The organism is [Clostridium] ammoniilyticum, from assembly GCF_025566905.1.
Taxonomy (GTDB): Bacteria; Bacillota_I; Bacilli_A; order Erysipelotrichales; family Coprobacillaceae; genus Faecalibacillus; species Faecalibacillus intestinalis.
Genome location: NZ_JAOQJR010000019.1, coordinates 12,253 through 31,674 on the forward strand (window position 1 = coordinate 12,253; position 19,422 = coordinate 31,674).

The 19,422-nt window shown below is 29.0% G+C and carries 18 protein-coding genes and 1 other RNA gene; 17 read left to right on the top strand and 2 right to left on the bottom strand.

The window, feature by feature from the left end; genetic code table 11:
* Positions 1-3: 3 nt before the first annotated feature.
* The 3 genes from ssrA (at position 4) to OCV55_RS12990 (ending at position 2,308) form a co-directional block, all read left to right on the top strand.
* Positions 4-353, top strand: a transfer-messenger RNA (tmRNA) gene (ssrA, locus tag OCV55_RS12980).
* A 195-nt stretch (positions 354-548) separates the two neighbouring features.
* Positions 549-698, top strand: a complete 150-nt coding sequence (locus OCV55_RS12985) for a hypothetical protein (RefSeq protein WP_022000981.1) — start codon at positions 549-551, stop codon at positions 696-698.
* 302 nt (positions 699-1,000) lie between these two features.
* On the top strand, positions 1,001-2,308 hold the full coding sequence (locus tag OCV55_RS12990) for a hypothetical protein (protein WP_118470202.1): 1,308 nt from the start codon (positions 1,001-1,003) through the stop codon (positions 2,306-2,308).
* A gap of 388 nt (positions 2,309-2,696) precedes the next feature.
* Here the strand turns inward: OCV55_RS12990 and OCV55_RS12995 are convergent, their stop codons facing one another.
* Positions 2,697-3,062, bottom strand: coding sequence for a helix-turn-helix domain-containing protein (locus OCV55_RS12995; protein ID WP_147580828.1), 366 nt, complete (start codon positions 3,060-3,062; stop codon positions 2,697-2,699).
* 262 nt (positions 3,063-3,324) lie between these two features.
* Here OCV55_RS12995 and OCV55_RS13000 point away from each other — a divergent pair, with 262 nt between their 5' ends.
* The 12 genes from OCV55_RS13000 to OCV55_RS13055 all read left to right on the top strand — a co-directional run bounded on the left by OCV55_RS13000 (position 3,325) and on the right by OCV55_RS13055 (position 16,801).
* Positions 3,325-4,065: a MerR family transcriptional regulator gene (locus OCV55_RS13000; RefSeq protein ID WP_267309946.1), complete on the top strand. Its 741-nt coding sequence runs from the start codon at positions 3,325-3,327 to the stop codon at positions 4,063-4,065.
* A gap of 201 nt (positions 4,066-4,266) precedes the next feature.
* A complete protein-coding gene (locus tag OCV55_RS13005) occupies positions 4,267-5,112 on the top strand; it encodes a MurR/RpiR family transcriptional regulator (RefSeq protein ID WP_032089729.1) in 846 nt (281 codons plus the stop codon).
* A 114-nt stretch (positions 5,113-5,226) separates the two neighbouring features.
* Complete coding sequence (murQ, locus tag OCV55_RS13010) at positions 5,227-6,126, top strand: N-acetylmuramic acid 6-phosphate etherase (protein WP_032089730.1); 900 nt, start codon at positions 5,227-5,229, stop codon at positions 6,124-6,126.
* A gap of 12 nt (positions 6,127-6,138) precedes the next feature.
* Positions 6,139-6,471 carry a hypothetical protein gene (locus OCV55_RS13015; protein WP_032089731.1) on the top strand — a complete coding sequence of 111 codons (333 nt, stop codon included), beginning with the start codon at positions 6,139-6,141 and terminating at the stop codon, positions 6,469-6,471.
* Positions 6,472-6,482: 11 nt separating this feature from the next.
* Positions 6,483-7,835, top strand: coding sequence for a PTS sugar transporter subunit IIC (locus OCV55_RS13020; protein WP_147580830.1), 1,353 nt, complete (start codon positions 6,483-6,485; stop codon positions 7,833-7,835).
* Between the two features lie 12 nt (positions 7,836-7,847).
* A complete protein-coding gene (locus OCV55_RS13025; RefSeq protein WP_117783342.1) occupies positions 7,848-8,726 on the top strand; it encodes an N-acetylglucosamine kinase in 879 nt (292 codons plus the stop codon).
* A 34-nt stretch (positions 8,727-8,760) separates the two neighbouring features.
* Positions 8,761-10,224 carry a glycoside hydrolase family 1 protein gene (locus OCV55_RS13030; RefSeq protein ID WP_267309947.1) on the top strand — a complete coding sequence of 488 codons (1,464 nt, stop codon included), beginning with the start codon at positions 8,761-8,763 and terminating at the stop codon, positions 10,222-10,224.
* A gap of 177 nt (positions 10,225-10,401) precedes the next feature.
* Positions 10,402-12,729: a glycoside hydrolase family 3 N-terminal domain-containing protein gene (locus tag OCV55_RS13035; RefSeq protein WP_267309948.1), complete on the top strand. Its 2,328-nt coding sequence runs from the start codon at positions 10,402-10,404 to the stop codon at positions 12,727-12,729.
* 104 nt (positions 12,730-12,833) lie between these two features.
* Entirely contained in the window at positions 12,834-13,424 is a 591-nt protein-coding gene (locus OCV55_RS13040; RefSeq protein ID WP_107029942.1) for a hypothetical protein, read from the top strand.
* Positions 13,425-13,485: 61 nt separating this feature from the next.
* Positions 13,486-14,049, top strand: coding sequence for a TetR/AcrR family transcriptional regulator (locus tag OCV55_RS13045; RefSeq protein WP_175301667.1), 564 nt, complete (start codon positions 13,486-13,488; stop codon positions 14,047-14,049).
* Positions 14,050-14,187: 138 nt separating this feature from the next.
* The gene (locus tag OCV55_RS13050; RefSeq protein ID WP_147580833.1) at positions 14,188-16,233 is read left to right on the top strand and encodes an oxidoreductase; all 2,046 of its coding nucleotides are present in this window, start codon (positions 14,188-14,190) and stop codon (positions 16,231-16,233) included.
* A gap of 133 nt (positions 16,234-16,366) precedes the next feature.
* The gene (locus OCV55_RS13055; RefSeq protein WP_147580834.1) at positions 16,367-16,801 is read left to right on the top strand and encodes an HTH domain-containing protein; all 435 of its coding nucleotides are present in this window, start codon (positions 16,367-16,369) and stop codon (positions 16,799-16,801) included.
* Positions 16,802-17,069: 268 nt separating this feature from the next.
* Here the strand turns inward: OCV55_RS13055 and OCV55_RS13060 are convergent, their stop codons facing one another.
* Positions 17,070-18,410, bottom strand: a complete 1,341-nt coding sequence (locus OCV55_RS13060) for an MATE family efflux transporter (protein ID WP_119362699.1) — start codon at positions 18,408-18,410, stop codon at positions 17,070-17,072.
* Positions 18,411-18,494: 84 nt separating this feature from the next.
* Between OCV55_RS13060 and OCV55_RS13065 the strand changes: the two genes are divergently transcribed.
* Positions 18,495-18,770, top strand: coding sequence for a hypothetical protein (locus OCV55_RS13065; protein WP_147580835.1), 276 nt, complete (start codon positions 18,495-18,497; stop codon positions 18,768-18,770).
* Complete coding sequence (locus tag OCV55_RS13070) at positions 18,757-19,101, top strand: putative quinol monooxygenase (protein ID WP_147580836.1); 345 nt, start codon at positions 18,757-18,759, stop codon at positions 19,099-19,101. The genes OCV55_RS13065 and OCV55_RS13070 overlap by 14 nt, the downstream gene beginning before the upstream one ends.
* Positions 19,102-19,422: the final 321 nt, after the last annotated feature.

The following is a 19,422-nucleotide window of genomic DNA, read 5'->3' on the forward strand; positions in this document are numbered from 1 at the left end:
TCTGGGGATGTCTTGGATTCGACAGGGGTATGTTTGACCTTAGCTGCAGTCGTTGGAGTACGTTAAACTCAAACAAAAAATAACTGGAAACAGACAAACTAATTACGCTTTCGCTTAGTCGACATAGACATGAAAGCTGCTAACATTTAGTGAGCCTATAGCTATTTGTTAGTATTATAACTTTTAGGATAAGGGTTGAAGGAGTCTTGACTTTAACCACGAAAATTTAAAGAATCGCTTGGTGTAAAATTGTTCGTTGATTGTAGCCAAGTTAAATTATTCAATGGACTAAACTGTAGACGCTTTGGAGGAATTGCTTTTGGACGCGGGTTCGATTCCCGCCATCTCCACCAAAATTAAGAGTTAAAATGGATGTCATCGAAAAATTGTCGATGAAATCAACGTTTTTTAAGATATTTTAAAGAATCAAAAAATAGCGATTTACGTGGATGTCACCCATATAAAAGGGTGTCACTATCTAAAAATCGCTATTTTTTACTTCAGAGATGAGGTAAAATGGATGTCATTAAAAGAAAGCAGGAAACCAAATGAAATTTTATATTAACAATAAAGAATTAAGTGAAAAAGTATTTTGGAGAACACTAGAATCATTAGTAAGTCCAATGCAAAGAGTACATATCTTGGATGGGATGAAAGTGAAGATTGCCGATTATTTATGTTGGATTGAAATAGTTTAATGATTTTAAAAGTGAATATGACAGATGAGATAGTAAATCAAGTGATTTACTATTTTTTTTATTTATATGTCCATTTTCTATAATTGAAAAATCATAATTTACACAAAATATCTTACACTATCAAATATAAACAATAGATAATCAAAAGTGTGAATTTACTATGAGTAAATTAAAATAAATGTTATGATAATATAAACAAGTTTATTTAGTAAAATTTGTTGAAAAATGTAATATTTGATATTATTAAAATAATAAATAATATCAAATTATTTTAATTTAAAAATATATAAAGGAGAAGAAATATGCTATTTGATGAAAGAGATTTAAGAGTTTTCGACAATCCAGATTCTCGACAATATTTTGAAGAAATTTTACAATGTTACTATAGTAAAAATTATAGGGCAACTATTGTTTTGTTATATTCATTTGTTATTTATGATTTGTTTATGAAATTACAAACTATGGCAAGTGAGGGGAATAATAAGGCTGAGGAAAAATTAGCAGAAATTAATGAATTAATTTTAAAAAATGAAAAATATTTAGAAGTCGAAAAGAAAATAATTGAATTCTTTAATAAAAATTGTAAGTTGTATTTTAATCGATTTACAGAGGACGTAAATTATTTAAGAGAGTGTAGACACAAATGTGCTCATTTGAAGGTCAATGATAATACATTATATGTTCCAGAGGATTATCAAGCTAGAATGTTGATATGTTCAATGTATGATAATATACTTTCTGTTAAAGCACCATTTATTATGGATTTATTTTCTATAGTAGAAGAAGTTGTTGAAATTTATTCACAAAGAATTGATGATATTTCTCAAAATAGTCTGGATGAAAGAATAAAAAATGAAATAACCAAAAACTATTTGGAACGTATGACATATGATTCACTAAAAATGTCGTATAAAACATTTTTAAAATTATTATTTATTACTACTGATAAAGATGCAGAAAGAAATGCTTATGGATTATTTGCATTTGTTTACGCTATGACAGATCATATAAGGAAAAATGGCTTTGAAAGATTATTTAAAGAAGAAGATGTTAGAAAAAAATTATTAAGTATTAGTATTGAAAATTTAGAAAACTCTTCTGAAAGAAAACAATCCTTAATAGAACTTATTTTAAATTTTCCAATTTTATTGGATATAATCAAAGAAGATGTGTCATTGTTTGAATATATCAGCAACGAAATTTTACTGAATCCAAATGGGATAAAATATTATAGACTATTTTATCCACGTTCTAATAAAACTCCATATGAATTTTTCAAAGATAACAGTATAGTTCAACAACCACTTTATTCAATGACATTATATGATGCTGTAAAAGAAAGTGTAGATTTCGATTTAGCAGAATTTTCTAAAATCTTAATAAATAAAGTACCACCTTATAATGGATTTAATGATGCTGATGGTTTCATGAACTTTTTTAAGAAACATTTACAAGATTTAGCTATAGAAGATATAGAATCGGTAATGAGTATATATATGAGTAGTAATCAATGCGTTTATCGTTCTAGACATTCAGAGGATTATCAAGAAGTCAGTAAGTATTTAGAAGAACATAAAGTTCATGATACTTCAGAGGACGAAAGTAACTAAATATAAAAAAGATTGCTAATTGTAGTAATAAATATATAGAACAAGAATATTGAAGAATTATGTAATTTTCGTATTCTTGTTTGTACTTTTTAAATATGATATACTAATCATGTTTAAAAATTAAATATTAGGATGTATTAATGAAAAAAGAAGTAATGGACATATACGACTTAGAGATGTTTTTGAAATATAGAACTGAAAAGAGTGTTGTGCTAAAATTAATTTTGGTTGTCTTATAAAAAATATAAAAAGGATAGGGAATCAAAATGAAATTCTATATAAATAATAAAGAAATGAGCGAAAAAGTGTTTTGGAGAACATTAGAATCTTTAGTGACGCCTCTTCAAAGAGTTCATATTCTAGAAGGGATGAAGGTAAAGATCGCTGATTATTTATGTTGGATGGAAATTGTCAAATGAAAGAATGAAAAGGAATTTGCATTATTGTAAATTCCTTTTTCTATGTTTTTTTGATACTTTTTAGGTGATAAAGTGTATGCCTTTTTAAATATTTGGATATAATGATTTACATTTTGAAAACAAACTTTTTCAGAAATTTCAGTAATATTGAAAGTAGAATCTGAAAGATAATCAATACTTTTTAATAAACGATAGTGAATTAAATAATCATAAGGAGACATTTTAACAATCATTTTAAAATAACGATAACATTGAGCTATGCTCATATTTCCACTTTCATCAATATCTTGTAAAGAAATACTTTTATAATAATTTTGGTGAATAAAACTTAACATATTTTGTAGACGTTCTTGTTGTTTAAATAATGAAATGATTTATTTGAATTGATCAATAATCAATTCATTAGCTATTATATAAGCATGTAAATCAGTATTATCTAAATCTTTAGGTTTTAAAGAAGTTGGCATGATTCCGGTAGGTTTTATGTTAAAAGATGGTAGTTATTCAAATATGTATATTTTATATTTGTCTTTATTATAAAAAGTGCTTGACCATATCCTAAGGTTATACTGTTTAATAAGGGTAGAGGTGATGGATATGACAACACATGAAGTAGAAGAAATGTTATCAATAACAAAGAAAACATTGATTTATTATGAAAATGAAGGTTTGGTAAAACCAGCAAGAGATAGCAATAATTATCGAAATTATAATCAAGAGGATGTTTCAAGAATTAAATTTATTTTATTATTAAGAGAAATGGATGTCACGATTGAAGAAATCAAACAAATTATAAATGATAAGAAGTCGATTAGAGATGTTTTAGAAAATAAAAAAGATATGATTAAAAAACAACATCTTGATTTAGAAAATATAGATGAAAGAATTAATAATTATATTAAAAGAAGAAAAGTTAAAATAGCAGTTGATCACGTTTTAGATTATGGAACGATTTATGATCGCTTATATTTTTATAAAGATTATCTTCAATATGGACAAACAAAAATAAACTATAGTGATGTAAAATGTTTTAAATTATCTATGTCAAGTTCAATAGGTCTAATGAGAGTATTAGTTGTTCATATGAATTATTATGTAGATTTAGATGTTGTCACACAACATGATACATATTCTTTTCAAATTATGAATAATGAATTTGTTTATCAAATGATGGAAAGAATTAAAAATTATCCAATAGAAGATCCTCTTGGATTGGTTGATATTTATCTTAATAAACGAGATATGGTGCAACTTAATTCATATATTAATAGACATTTTAGAAAATGGGCAAAAGAATATCATTTAGATAATCCAAGAGAGAGTATTATTAAAAAGTAATAAAGACCAATATGTTCTTAAATAAAAAATATTTAAATAGAAATGTTAAAATAATAATGCACATAAAATATGTACTATCACTGGTGATGATTGTCCATATGTTTACCTTTCGTGATAGTTTGTGAAGCTAGGAAACTAGCTTCTTTTTAGGATAGAATTTATTGATGGTGATTGATATAATGAAAATAAGGAGATGATAGTGTGAATGGTTTTGTAAGAATTAGAGAATTTGAAGAAAGTTATACATCGACAGAAAAATTAATAGCGAAATATATTCTTGAACATGGTAATGAGATTTTAAATTATTCTGCACAAACATTGGGAGAGAAGACAAATACTTCTGCCGCAGCTATTATTAGGTTTTCTAAAAAAATAGGTTTTAAAGGTTTTAGTGATTTAAAAATGAATTTAGCACAATCTCATTCAAATGAGCAACATGATTTAGATGTAGATATTATTTTTAATGAAAATGATGATATGACATCTTTAGTAGATAAAGGATGTCGTTTAAATATGAATACGGTATTGAAAACATATCAATTGATTAATGTTAGTGATTTAGAAAATGCTATAAATCTTTTATGCAATGCATCAACTATTTATCTGTTTGGAGTAGGTGGTTCTTCAGTTATTGCTAATGATATTGAACAAAAATTAATCAGAATTGGGAAAAAGGTTATTTATAATAATGATTTACATATTCAAATGACATTTACGCAAAGTATGACAAAGGATGATATGGCATTGATCATCAGTTATTCAGGAACAACGGCAGGATTGGTAGATATTTCTAAAATCTTAGTTGAAAAAAATATTCCGTATATTTCAATTACACAAATTAATCAAAATCTTATATCAAAAAATAGTACGGTTGCACTTAGAGTACCAAGCGAGGAAAAGGAGTTACGTATAGGAGCAGTTTCATCAAGAATTTCTTCTTTTGTAATTACTGATTTATTGTATTATGGTGTGTTTAAAAAGAACTTTGATAAAAATAAAGATAATTTGATTGATTCAAGAAATAATGTTTCAATTCTTAAAAAGTAGATTCATTTCAAAATGAATCTTTTATTTTGGAAATAATATTTTAAAATATATCAATTATTATTGAAATAATATTTCAATAATAATATAATGATATTGGAAGGAGGGGCCATATTAATGAAATTAAATCAGTTAGATACAGAAAAAGTAAACCAAAATTCATTACATATTGATGAAATGTCAACTATTGATATTTTAAAAACAATTAATAATGAAGATCAAAAAGTAGCATTTGTAGTACAAGACGTCATATTACAAATCGCTCAAGCGGTTGATTGTATCTATAAAAAAATGTGTTTAGGTGGAAGATTAATTTATGTAGGTGCTGGAACTTCTGGAAGGCTAGGAATACTAGATGCCTCTGAATGTCCACCAACTTATGGAGTTGAACCTACTCTTATCCAAGGAATTATTGCTGGAGGGATTAAAGCTGTTACTCAAGCAGTTGAAGGTGCAGAGGATTCGAAGCAATTAGCACAAATAGATTTAGAAAAAATAGATTTAAATGACAAAGATATTGTTTGTGGAATTGCTGCTTCAGGAAGAACACCTTATGTAATTGCAGGATTGCAATATGCGCGCAAAATTGGCTGTTCTACAATTTCATTGTGTTGTGTTCAAAATGGAGAGATTTCAAAGTACGCTAATTATCCTATTGAAGTTGTTGTAGGACCAGAAGTTGTCACTGGCTCAACAAGAATGAAAGCTGGGACAGCACAAAAGATGGTTTTAAATATGATTTCAACTTCAGTGATGATTAAAAGAGGAAAAGTATTTGGAAACTTAATGGTTGATGTTCAACCAACAAATGAAAAATTAAAAATGAGAGCTGTTTCTATTGTTTGCCAATCTGTTGATTGTGATGAAGCAGAAGCAACAAGACTATTAAATAAAAGCAAGTTTAATGTTAAGATTGCTATTTTAATGGGTCTTACGGGTAAAGATGAAATAGAATGTCAAGAAGCTCTTGAAAAGAATAAAGGTAATATTAGCCTAACAGTTAGAAGTTTTTTATAGGAGGAATAAGCAATGAAAAGATATGTTGTAAAAAATGAAAAAAATAAAACATATAAAAATATGTTTGGGGTAACAGACTATGATATTCCAATGTTTGGATTTAAAAGTGCATTGTTGATTTTAGGTGCTACAATGTTATCTTTAATTGTTTGTGTAAATGGTTTTCATTATTTACATATTGATTTTCGCCTTCCTAATGCAATTATTAGTTCAATTGTATGTGGTTTATCTGTTGCTTATTCACAATTTTATATTGAAAGAAAAAAAGGAATGTGTAAAAGCTTTTGGATTGTTGCAGGTATATTTACAATCATGGCTTTTGTGATGATATTAATGATTAGATAGGAGGAAAAAATATGTTTGAAAAGTTCTCGAACATTATTGAAGGTAAATTTGCTGGTCCTTTGGAAAAACTTTCCAATCAAAGACATTTACGTGCTATTCGTGATGGGATCATTGCTACTTTACCAATTATTATTGTAAGTTCGTTATTAATGGTTGTTGCATTTTCATATAATCAAATGCCTGAATCATGGGCTTTGGCGAAGTTTATCAAAGCTAATGCAGTAGCTATTTTATTACCATATAGAATGTCAATGTATATTATGACATTATATGCAGTTTTTGGAATTGGTTATTCACTTGCAAAATCTTATGATTTAGATGGATTAAGTGGAGCAATTATGGCAGAGTTAACATTCTTATTAACGATTGTTCCTGTCTCTATTCCAGATGTGACTGATTCAATTACTGCATTAGCAAGTAAAAATGCAGAATTAAATGCATTTTTACAACAACTTCCTTCAGGATATGTTATTCCTGCAGAAAACTTAGGATCAGCAGGTATGTTTATTGGAATTTTATCTGCATTTATTGGAGTTGAAATTTATAGATTTACACAAGTAAAAGGTATAAAAATTACGATGCCTGCTGCTGTTCCACCAGCAGTAGCAAGATCTTTTGAATCTTTAACACCAACAATTATTATTATTTTAGGAATGTCTACCATTACAATGTGGTTAGGTATTGATGTTCATAGTATTGTCGGAGCACTTATTAAACCATTAGTAAATGCAACAGATACTTTACCATCAACATTAATTATTATTTTCTTAATTATGTTTTTCTGGTCATTCGGTATTCATGGAGATTCTATTGTTAGTTCTCTTGCAAGACCAATTTGGTTAATTTTATTAGACCAAAATACAGCTGCGGTAGCTGCTGGAAAAGTAGCAACACATATTGGTGTTGAACCATTTTTACAATGGTTTGTACATATTGGTGGATCAGGAGCAACACTTGGATTAGCTATCTTATTCTGTTTTAAAGCAAAATCTAAATATGGAAAAACTTTAGGAAGAACAACAATCTTACCATCTATTTTTAACATTAATGAACCAATGATTTTTGGGGCACCAATTGTTTTAAATCCGATGTTATTAATTCCTTTTATTGTTATTCCTTTAGTTTTGGCAACAATTGCTTGGGTTGCTACAGCAATGCATTTAGTTAATTGTGCTGTTACAATTGCTCCATGGACATTACCTGGACCAATTGGTGCTTATCTTGCATGTGGAGGAGATTGGAGAGCAGCAGTTTTGAATATTATTTTAATTGTAATCTCTGTTGTGTTATATTATCCATTCTTTAAAATGTATGATAAGGAATTATTAGAAGAAGAAAAAGCTAAAGAAGCTATTGAAGGATAAAAGGTGAAATTTATGTATATAGGTATTGATGGTGGTGGAACAAAGACAAAAATGGTTTCTTATGATGATGATGGAAATATATGTCAAGAAATAGTTTTACCAACTGTTCATATTCTAAGTCAAACGCCAAAAAAATGTATTGAAATATTAAAAGCTGGAGTTGAACAATTAGATCCACAAAGTGTTTCAAAAATTGGTATTGGTTTAGCAGGATATGGACAAGATAAAAAAATAAGAAAAGAAATAGAGGATATTTGTTTAAAAGCATTTAAAAATAGACCATTTGTTTTAAAAAGTGATGTACAAATAGCAATAGAAGGTGCTCTTGATGGTCAAGATGGTATTGTTGTGATTGCTGGAACGGGTAGTATTGCGCTTTCCTTAAAGGAAGGTATGTTACAACGTTGTGGTGGTTGGGGCTATCAATTAGGTGATGAAGGAAGTGCTTATTGGATTGCTAAAAAGATGTTGAATGTTTTTTGTCAAGAAGTTGATGGTCGTTTAGAAAAGACGATTTTATATGATTTAATTAAAAGAGAATGTCATTTAGTAAATGATTATGACATTATTACTTTTATGAATAATTTAAATCATGATCGTACAAAAATAGCTGCTTTAGCTTATATCAATGGCTTAGCAGCAAAAGAAAAAGATCCTAATGCTTTAAAAATATATAAACAAGCTGCAGAAGAAATATATAAACTTATTAACTTGTTATCTAAAAATTTTAAATCTCCCATTAACGTCTCTTATATAGGCGGTGTATTTCAACATGCAGGTTCCTTTATTATTCCTCATCTTCAAGATCAATTAGGAAATCGTTTTAATCTTATTCCACCTATTCATACACCAGAATATGGTGCCTATATACTTGCAAAGAAACTAAGGTGAGAAATCACCTTAGTTTTTAAAAGGAGGACATAAAATGGTATATATACAAAAGAAAAAAGATATTCTTTGGGGTGGAGCAACTGCTAGTAGTCAATATGAAGGAGGTTATGATTTAGATGGAAAATGTTTAGATACACAAGATTGTAGACCTTATTTAAAGAGAACTTCTGATGCTACAACAGCAACACGCTTACTCACACAAGATGTTATAGATGAAGCAAAAAAATGTCAGGGTATTGGAAATTATCCTTTTAGAAAAGGCAGTGATGGATATCATCATATAGATGAAGATATTGCTTTATTAAAGGAATTAGGGATTGATATTTATAGATTTTCAATAAGTTGGGCAAGATTATATCCTCAAGGTGATGAGTTAGAACCAAATAAAAAAGGAATCGCGTTTTATGATCATATTTTTAAAGAAGTTCATAAGGCGGGTATGAAAATATTTTTAACAATGAATCATTATGCTGTACCACTATATTTAGTAGAAAATTATGGTGGTTGGACAAATAGAAAATTAGTTATTTTTTATGAAAGATTTGCGAGAACTGTTTTTGAGCATTGGGGACAATATATTGATTATTTTTTACCATTTAATGAAATAAATGCAGGTTATTTTAGTCCTTATAATGGCGTAGGTTTAGTTAAAGAAAAAGACAAATCCTATAATCAAAGTCTTGTTTTTCAATCACTTCATCATCAATTTATTGCAAGTGCACAAACAATTAAAATAGCAAGAGAATTATCTCCTAAAAGTCAATCAGGATGTATGGTCGCATGTTTTTGTTATTATCCTTTAACATCTTCACCAGAAGATAATTTAAAAGCCGTTAGAGATGAAGAAATACATCAATGGTTTGCAGTTGATATTTTAGCTAATGGTCATTATCCAAGTTATATGGATCGCTTTTTTAGAGAAAATGATATTCATTTAAAAATGGAAGAGGGCGATGAAGCATTGTTAAAAGAATATGCTTGTGATTTTGTTAGCTTTTCTTACTATTCAAGTTCAATTGCTACTGTTCAAGAAGATGGACAACAAACAGCAGGTAATTTAGTAGTTTCAACTAAAAATCCTTATTTAAAAGCAAGTGAATGGGGATGGCAAATTGACCCAATTGGTCTTAGAATTATGCTCAATAAAATGTATGATCGTACTCAAAAACCAATTTTTATTTCAGAAAACGGCTTAGGAGCAAGAGATCAATTAAATAGTGATTTTTCAATTCATGATCCTTATAGAATAGATTATTTAAAACAACATTTTAAACAAATAGAAGAAGCCATTGATGATGGTGTTGATGTTATTGGTTACATTATGTGGGGTGTTATTGATATTGTTTCAGCTGGAAGCTGTGAAATGGCAAAAAGATATGGAGTTATTTATGTAGATGGTGATAATTTAGGAAATGGTACTTATAAACGTTATAAGAAGGATAGTTTTAAGTGGTATCATGATTATATTCAAGCTCAACATCAACAATTTAAGAAATGATTAATTTCATTTCTTTTTTTGAAATAATATTTTAAATATTTTTATAAAAAAATGAAATTTTATGTATGAAAAGGCTTTCAAAATGATTTGCATTTTGTTACAATACATATTGTACAACATGTCTAGACAATATTAAGTGCAAATTATAGAGAGGAATATGAATAAATGGGAAAAAGAATGAAAAAAGTTCTAGCATCAGCTATGTCCCTATCAATGGTCGCTTCAATGGCTATGTCAGGGGTTGGTGCTACAACTTCAAGAGTTGATAGTTTGTTATCAAATATGTCATTAAGACAAAAGATAACACAAATGATGATGGTTGATTTTAGAAAATGGAAAACTGAAGATGAATCGGAAGCTACTGATTTTACTAAAATGAATTCAGAAGTACAAAAAATCGTAGAAGATTATGATTTTGGTTCAGTTATTTTCTTTGCTAACAATATTAAAGAAACTGAACAAAGCTATAATTTAACAATGGATCTACAAAAAGCAGCAACAAAAGATAATGGTATTCCATTATTGATTAGTGCAGATCAAGAAGGTGGTTCTGTTTATCGTTTAGGATCAGGAACTGCTTTACCAGGAAACATGGCGTTAGGAGCAACAGGTGATGTCAATAATGCTAAAATTGCTGGAGAAATTATTGGTAGTGAATTAAGTTCTTTAGGAATTAATACAAATTTAGCACCAGTTGTTGATGTTAATAATAATCCAAGTAACCCGGTTATTGGACTACGTTCATATGGTGATGATGCTGAAATGGTGGGGAAAATGGCCTCAGCTGAAATCGAAGGATTAGCTGAGTATAATGTTATTGGATGTGCAAAACACTTCCCTGGACATGGAGATGTAGCTACTGATTCACACTATGGATTACCAATCGTAAACAAATCAAAAGAAGAATTATTAAATAATGAATTAAAACCATATCAAGTTGCAATTAATCAAGGTATTGAAATGATCATGTCAGCTCATATTCTTTACCCTCAATTAGATAATACAACTGTTTATTCAGAAAAAACTAAACAACAAGAAAAATTACCTTCAACATTATCTCATAAAATCATTACAGATTTATTAAAAAATGAATTAGGATTTAATGGGGTTGTTGTTGCTGATGCAATGAACATGGCAGGTATTGCAAAAACATACGATCAAGTTCAAGCTACTAAACTTGCTATTAATGCAGGGGTAGATTTAATATGTATGCCTTGTGATTTAAAAAGCAAAGATGATTTAGCTAATTTAGATAAAATTATTGATGGTGTAGAAAAAGCAGTAAATGATGGTGAAATTAAAAAATCTAGATTAGATGATGCAGTAACAAGAATCTTAACATTAAAAGAAAATAAAGGAATTTTAGATTGGAAAGAATCTAACTATTCATTAGAAAAAGCATTAGCAACAGTAGGTAGTGATGAAAACAGAGCTAAAGAAAGAGAAATCGCTAGAAAAGCTGTAACAGTTGTTAAAAATGAAAATAACGCATTACCATTAAATGTTACTAAAAAAAGTAAAGTTTTAATGCTTTGCCCATATACAAATGAACAATCTCAAATGTTAATGGGATGGAATAGGGCAAAGAAAGCTGGATTAATTCCTGATGGTGCAGAAGTTAAAGTTCAATGTTTTGTGAATCATGATGATTTAGAAACAGTAAAAGAAAATATTGATTGGGCTGATACTGTTATTATTAATTCAGAAATTTATGGAACATACTATACAAATTATAAACATTGGCTTTCTGCTGGACCAAATAATTTTACAAAATATTGTAAAGAAAATAATAAAACTTCAGTTATTATGTCAGTAGATTTACCATATGATGTTCAATTATATCCATATGCAGATGCAATCTTAGCTGTATATGGTGATATAGGATCTTCTGTTGATCCAACAGAAGCTATCGTAGGTGGAACTACAACATCTAAAGAAGCATATGGACCAAATATTATTGCTGGTGTAGAAGTAGCTTTAGGTACATTTGGAGCAACAGGAACTTTACCTGTAAATGTTACAAAATATGATGCTGATAGTAATAGTTATACAGATGAAATTGTTTATAAACGTGGTCATGGAATAACATACGATGCTAAAACAATTAATAGAGATGAATTAGAAAATAAAGTAGCAGAATTAGAAAAACTTGAAAAAGGAAACTATACTGATGCATCATGGTCAGTATTTGAAATTGCATTAAATGATGCTAAAGAAGTATTAAGTAAAGTAAGTTCACAAGAAGATATTGATGAAGCATTAGCAACATTAAATAAAGCATATGAAGCATTAACAGAAAACAAAAAAGAAGAACCAACAAATCCATCTGATAAAAAAGATGAATCAACAAATAAAAAAGACGAAACAGTTAAAACAGAAACAAAGAAAAATACACAAAAATCAAAAGTAAAAACAGGAGATAATACAGCAATTACAGCATTTGCAGTAATGATGTTTATTTCAGGATGTGTATTTGTATTAGCAAGAAGAAAAAGAAATGATTAATTAAAATGTCCTCTTCGTTGAAATCAACGAGGAGGATTTTTTTATTTTAATCGCTTTGATTATCAAGTATAATTAAATAAATAAACAAAGAAAGGATTAGAGTGATGATTGATTTAAGAGAATATTTTTATAATAAGATAAAAAATGAAATGGATCATTGGGATATGTCAGATGCTTATTCTATTACCTTTTTTCTATATAGTAATGAAGCATATACATATAAAGAATATTCTAATGTTTGTGAATTTAGTATTTCTTTAAATAATGAAACTTTCTTTAAAAGTGAATATTCTGGAGATGATGAAGGTCTTTATAGTGAAGAAAGATGGAATTATGCATATTTAGAGCAAGATGATAAAGATATGCTTGATGAAAAAGGAATGGAAACTTTATTTGCGTGGTATAAACAAGAAGGTATAGAGAATATTGGTTATGAAGATCCTGATTGTTATGATGAAAATTGTAGATATATAGGAAAAGGTCCAGTAGGGTATTATGAATTATTAGAAGTGATTAGTGATGTTGCTAGAAGATTAATTGAAGAAGATTATTTTCTACAAAGATGTGGTAAGAGAATTCCTATTATTATTCAAGATTTAGAATTTACGTGGTATGTTCTTGAGGCAACAAAGAAAGTAAATATCCATGATGAAGCACATGATTTTTTTAAAGCATTAGAATCTGGAAATATGTAACTTATTTGTATTTTTTAATAAGTTTTGATAAAATCTATTCTGTTTAGAAATGAGGAATAGGATGACTACTAGAGATATACAAAGAGAAGAAACGAAAAAGAGAATATATGATGTTGCTTTTAAGTTATTTGATGAATTTGGATATGATAAGGTAAAAGTAAGTGATATTGCTAAGGCAGCAAATGTTTCTGTAGGATCTGTCTATTATCATTATAAAAATAAAGAAGCCATCATTGATTATGGATATTATGAATTTGATCAGATGTTAAAAGAAGCTTATGAAAAGCAAACTTTTGATAGTGAAAGAGAGGCTATTCTCTTTCTAATTGATTTTCAAATAAAAGATGTTTTTTTAGATATTGGTTTAAAGATGACAACTATTTGTTTTAAAAATCAAATAAATGCTGAAAATACATATCTTCATAGTGATGAAAGATATCTTTATCAAAAGCTTTTAGAAAACTTAAATAATATACAACATATGAATAAAGAACATGCTGCTAAAATGATGTTAAGAATTAGTCGAGGAAGTATTTATGATTGGTGTTGTCATAATGGAAGTTATGATTTAATAGAAGCAGTGCATGAAGAAATTTCTATTGTATTAGATTATATTGGTTTGTAGAAAGACGAAAGTCTTTCTATTTTTTTGTTTCTATGTGAAAAAATTATTAAGTTATTGACAATTGAATTGTAAAGGCTTACGATGTATATATAAGTAAACTGAATAAGTTCAGTGAACTAATTCAAGGAGGGATTTGGTATGAATAAATATCAACATTTATTTTCACCGATTAAAATCGGTACAGTAGAAGTTCCAAATCGTATTGCATTACTTCCAATGGGGGTCTTTTCACCACGTATGATGAATAATGACGGAAGTTATACAAAAGATGGAGCAGATTATTATATTGAAAGAGCTAAAGGAGGAACAGGGTTAATTATTACTGGTTTAGTTCCAGTGCCTAAAGGAGCAGGGCTTCCAAGTATTGTCAATGATGTAAAAAGCTATACTGAAAACATGAAATACTTAGCAGATGGTGTTCATAAATATGGATCAAAAGTATTTGTTATGTTAACAGCAATGTCTGGTAGAGCATCTATTCATGCTACAGATCCAGCACCTAGTTCAATGCCTAATGTATGGGATCCATCTAAAAATAATCCTGAAATGAGTATTGAAGACATTCATCAATATATTGAATGGTTTGCCATGGGGGCTAAAGCCGCTAAAGATGCCGGTATTGACGGGGTAGAAATTCATGCAGTTCATGAAGGTTACTTGTTGGATCAATTTACGATTGCTGCATGGAATAAACGTAATGATGAATATGGTGGAAGTTTAGAAAATCGTTTAAGATTCCCATGTGAAATTGTTAAAGCAATTAAAAAAGCTTGTGGACAAGATTTCCCAGTTTCCGTTCGATATTCAGTTGTAAGTAAAACAAAAGATTTTAATAGAGGTGCTTTACCTGGAGAAGAATATCAAGAATTTGGTAGAGATTATCAAGAAAGTGAAAAAGTTGCTAAAATGTTAGAAGAAGCAGGATATGACATGCTTGATTGTGATAATGGATCATATGATGCGTGGTATTGGCCACATCCACCAGTATATATGCCAAAAGCATGTAACTTGGAAGATGTTGAAAAGGTAAAACAATGGGTCAACATTCCAGTTATTTGTGGTGGACGTTTTGATGATCCTGAACTTGCTGAAAAAGAAATTGCGGCAGGAAAGATTGATATGATGGGTATGGGGCGTCCATTATTAGCTGATCCAGATCTTGCAAATAAATTCAAAGAAGGAAAAGAAGATGATATTCGACCATGTATTTCTTGTCATTTTGGATGCTTAGCACGTATTTTCCAAGTTGATATGAAAACAATGAGTTCTAAAGATATTTCATGTGCTTTAAATCCACGATGTGGTATGGAAAATCATTATAATATTACGAAAGCAGATGTTTTAAAGAAGGTTGCAGTTGTTGGTGGCGGTATTGCTGGTATGGAAGCTGCACGTGTTGCTGCTCTTCGTGGTCATGAGGTTGACCTTTATGAAAAAACAGATCGTCTAGGTGGTGTCTTTAATGAAGCAAGTGCTTTTGATTTTAAAGATGATGATCGTCGTTTACTTGCTTGGTATAAAAAACAAATTAAAGATACAGGTGTGAATGTTAAATTCAATACAGAATTTAAGGTAGAAGATAAAGAAAAATATGATGTTGTTTTTGTAGCTACGGGAGCAAGTGAAAAACGTTTAGACATGATTCCTGGATTTGATCAACCAAATGTAAGATACGCTGTAGATGTTTTAGATAAACAAGATATTAAGGACCAAAATGTTGTCATTATTGGTGGAGGTCTTACAGGTTGTGAATTGGCTTATGATTTAGCAAGAAAGAATAAGAAAGTATCTGTAGTAGAAGCACTTCCAACAATTATGAACGTTGAAGGTCTTGCTGCACCAAACTATAATATGCTTGTTGAATTAATGGAACATTATCATGTGGATATTTATAAAAATGCAACAGTTAAAGAATATAAAGATGGAAAATTATTAATTAATGTAATGACAACCAATCAACCAAATATCAACAATAGAGCACGTATGATGTCATTATTTGGAGTACATCATATTCCAAAAACAATTGATGCAGATACAGTTGTTGTTTCTGTTGGATATAAATCAAATCAAACATTATATGATTCAATAAAAGGTGATAATGTTTACTTATTAGGAGATGCCATTCATCCAAGTAATCTTATGACTGCTATTTGGGGAGCTTATACAATAGCTTTAAAAGTTTAGAATTTGTAAGTGAGGAAATGGGAAACCATTTCCTTTTTTTGCGTGGTATAATTTTTTTAGAATATTTTTACTAGGACATGTGGCTGTCTTAGTTGAACTCTATAATAGAAGCTGTAATAAGGAAGTGGGACAAATGGTAAATAATCAAAAGAAAAATAGAGTGTTAGATATTTTTTATAGAGCTTTTAAAGGAGAAGAACTTTCTGTTTCTAATCTTGCTAGTGAATATGAAGTATCTACAAAAAGTATTACAAGAGATATTAATGAAATTAAAAATTTCTTAGCGGATAATCGAGATGTGGTAGGAAATAGTGAACTTCTTTATTCTTATCAAAGTAAAACGTATTCTTTAAAGTTCAATCATTTTTTAGTTTCTAAAGAACTTGTTGCTATTGTGAAAATTCTTGTGGGCTGTCGTGCTTTAAGTAAAGAAGAATTATTAGAACTTATTGCAAAACTAAAAAATTTAACAGATTTACAAGATTGTAAATTATTAGAACAAGTTATTCGCAATGAAATGTATCATTACCATGAAGTACATCATGATTGTATATGCAAACTATCTTGAAAGAAAAGCAAGAAATGAAGGAATCAATCAAGGAATTAGCCAAGGAATCAACTAAGGAAAAAAATAGAACGTAAAGAAAAGAATATAGAGTATGTAAGAAAACTAATGGAAAGATTACAAATGTCATTTAAAGAAGCGGTTTGTTTATTAGAAATACCAGAAAAAGAAATTAAAGAAATAGAAAAATACTTTCAATCATAAATAATGAGCTTAAAGGTAGAAAAAGATATTTTTAATTAGAGTAAAAGAGGCTTTTGTAGCCTCTTTTTTAAGCGAGTGTTTTTTTCACAAAATGCTTGAAATAAATACCATTAAGAATTGTTGTCATTAAATCTGAAATCGGTTCTGCTAGAACAACAGCATAAACTCCATAACTTGGTAAAATAAATGGTAACAGATAAATCAAAGGTATTAATAAAATGATTTTTCTAAAGAATGCAAAGAAAAATGCATTTTTTCCACAACCTAATGCATTATAGGTTTGTTGAAAAGTAGAGAAAGCACCCATGATAATAAAGCCAAAGATATAGATTCTTAATAATTGATAAGAAAGTTGAATTAACTGAGTATTATTAGCAAATAAGGAAACAAATACTTGAGGAAATGCTTCCATTAGCAAAACGCCAATAATTGAATAGGTTAAAGCTACTTTGATCGTAATTTTAATAGTCTCTTTTACACGATCATATTTTTTTGCGCCAAAATTGTAACTAATAATAGGTTGTGCTCCTTGGGCAATTCCTTCCATAGGAAGAGATAGGATTTGTGACATTGAAAGAAGTATTGTCATAGCACTTACCGATAAATCTCCACCATAAAGAAGAAGCTGTCTATTAAAGGCGACTTGTAAAATTCCTTCTGTTGATGACATAAAGAAAGGAGTAAAACCTAAACCTAATATTTTTTTCATAATATTTTTATCAAATAAAAGATATTCTTTTCTTATTTTTATAATTGTCTTTTTACCAAATAAAAAAGATAACACCCAAATACATGAGACAAATTGTGAAATAATGGTTGCAAGGGCAGCACCAGCAACATTCATATGTAAAACATAGATAAAGATAGGATCTAAAATAATATTTAAAATACCACCAATAAGTAAAGTCATCATGCCAAACTTCGCATAACCTTGAGTGTTGATAAAATAATTAAGACCGACTGTTAATTGGATAAACACAGTTCCAACTGCATAAATTCTTAAATAAGATAAAGCATAAGGAAGTGTTTTTTGACTTGCTCCAAAAAGAATAAGAATTTTATCACCCCAAACAAAAAGACAGAACATAATGATAAGCGAGGTTAAAATTAAACTACTAAAAGCATTTCCTAAAATTCTTTCAGCTTCTTTGGGATTCTTTTCTCCTAATTTAATAGAGGCGAGTGGAGCACCACCTCGACCAAAAAGATTACTAAAAGCAGTAATGATTGTAATAATTGATGTACATAAACCAATTCCCGCAATGGATAAACCACCATCGGGAAGTCTACCAATATAAATACGATCAACCATATTATAAATAAGCGTTGCAAGCTGTGCCAAAATGGATGGTAAAGCAAGCGAGAATAAAAGTGATGACACTTTTTCATTTTCTAATCTATGATTCATAAATACCTCCAAACAGTCTTAATTATAAATGTTTAATTATAAAGGTCAATATGATAAAATTATGGAAAGAAAGAAGGGAAAAGTATGGCATTATTTGATGATTTAACAAAGAAAGCAGCAAAGTTTACGGAAAAAACAATTGAAAAATCTTCTGAACTTGTAGATACTGCAAAAACAAAAGTAAGTATTAAAAGTGCAGAAGCTGATTTGGATGATCAATTCATTGAATTAGGAAAGTTGTATTATGAAGTTTTAAATAAGGACAATGTCTTTGATGAAAAAGCTGCTCCAGTTGTTCAAAAGATTGATGAAATCAATCAACGTATTGAAAATTTGAAATCAAGTCTTGAAAAAGAATAACGCAATTACTGTTCATATTTACTATACTGGAGAAAATGGAAGTGCAAAAGCTTTTGTCAAAGAGATGTTAACAAGTGGTCTTGTTGATGAAATTAGAAAAGAAAAAGGAAATAGACGTTATGAATATTTCTTTTCAGTAGAAGAAGAAGAAACGGTTTTATTAGTGGATAGTTGGGATAATCAAGAAGCAATTGATTTACATCATTCTTCTAGCATCATGGATCAAATAATGGAACTAAGAATCAAATATCATCTACATATGAAAGTTGAATGCTATTTTTTAGATGAAACAGGAATACCAAAAGAAGATCAAAAGTTTATTCAAAAATAAGGGCCTATTGAGGAAATAGGTCCTTCAGACTATTAACATTTTATTTGTTAACAGTTTGAAAGAAGACCACTAAAAAGGTCTTTTTTTGTTGTAAAAACACGGTATATTAGACAAAGAAGAGAAAAAGGTAAAAAAAGAGTGGGATAAAAAAATGTTGATATAAAGGCAGAAAAAGAGTGAAAAAGAGAAAAAAATAAAAAAAGAACAAGAAAAAGCTTTACAAAAGGGAGAGAGGATGGTAATATAAATGGGCACTCGACGAGAGAGACGAGTGAGAGGACATTGAAAACTGAACAGGAAAGAATAAAACACAACGTCAAT

What these genes read in the sequence shown, in the direction of transcription:
- OCV55_RS12985 (WP_022000981.1), top strand. Translation starts at nt 549, where the DNA reads ATGAAATTTTATATTAACAATAAAGAATTAAGTGAAAAAGTATTTTGG.
- OCV55_RS12990 (WP_118470202.1), top strand. Translation starts at nt 1,001, where the DNA reads ATGCTATTTGATGAAAGAGATTTAAGAGTTTTCGACAATCCAGATTCT.
- OCV55_RS12995 (WP_147580828.1), bottom strand. Translation starts at nt 3,062, where the DNA reads ATGTTAAGTTTTATTCACCAAAATTATTATAAAAGTATTTCTTTACAA.
- OCV55_RS13000 (WP_267309946.1), top strand. Translation starts at nt 3,325, where the DNA reads ATGACAACACATGAAGTAGAAGAAATGTTATCAATAACAAAGAAAACA.
- murQ (WP_032089730.1), top strand. Translation starts at nt 5,227, where the DNA reads ATGAAATTAAATCAGTTAGATACAGAAAAAGTAAACCAAAATTCATTA.
- OCV55_RS13015 (WP_032089731.1), top strand. Translation starts at nt 6,139, where the DNA reads ATGAAAAGATATGTTGTAAAAAATGAAAAAAATAAAACATATAAAAAT.
- OCV55_RS13020 (WP_147580830.1), top strand. Translation starts at nt 6,483, where the DNA reads ATGTTTGAAAAGTTCTCGAACATTATTGAAGGTAAATTTGCTGGTCCT.
- OCV55_RS13025 (WP_117783342.1), top strand. Translation starts at nt 7,848, where the DNA reads ATGTATATAGGTATTGATGGTGGTGGAACAAAGACAAAAATGGTTTCT.
- OCV55_RS13030 (WP_267309947.1), top strand. Translation starts at nt 8,761, where the DNA reads ATGGTATATATACAAAAGAAAAAAGATATTCTTTGGGGTGGAGCAACT.
- OCV55_RS13035 (WP_267309948.1), top strand. Translation starts at nt 10,402, where the DNA reads ATGAAAAAAGTTCTAGCATCAGCTATGTCCCTATCAATGGTCGCTTCA.
- OCV55_RS13040 (WP_107029942.1), top strand. Translation starts at nt 12,834, where the DNA reads ATGATTGATTTAAGAGAATATTTTTATAATAAGATAAAAAATGAAATG.
- OCV55_RS13045 (WP_175301667.1), top strand. Translation starts at nt 13,486, where the DNA reads ATGACTACTAGAGATATACAAAGAGAAGAAACGAAAAAGAGAATATAT.
- OCV55_RS13050 (WP_147580833.1), top strand. Translation starts at nt 14,188, where the DNA reads ATGAATAAATATCAACATTTATTTTCACCGATTAAAATCGGTACAGTA.
- OCV55_RS13055 (WP_147580834.1), top strand. Translation starts at nt 16,367, where the DNA reads ATGGTAAATAATCAAAAGAAAAATAGAGTGTTAGATATTTTTTATAGA.
- OCV55_RS13060 (WP_119362699.1), bottom strand. Translation starts at nt 18,410, where the DNA reads ATGAATCATAGATTAGAAAATGAAAAAGTGTCATCACTTTTATTCTCG.
- OCV55_RS13065 (WP_147580835.1), top strand. Translation starts at nt 18,495, where the DNA reads ATGGCATTATTTGATGATTTAACAAAGAAAGCAGCAAAGTTTACGGAA.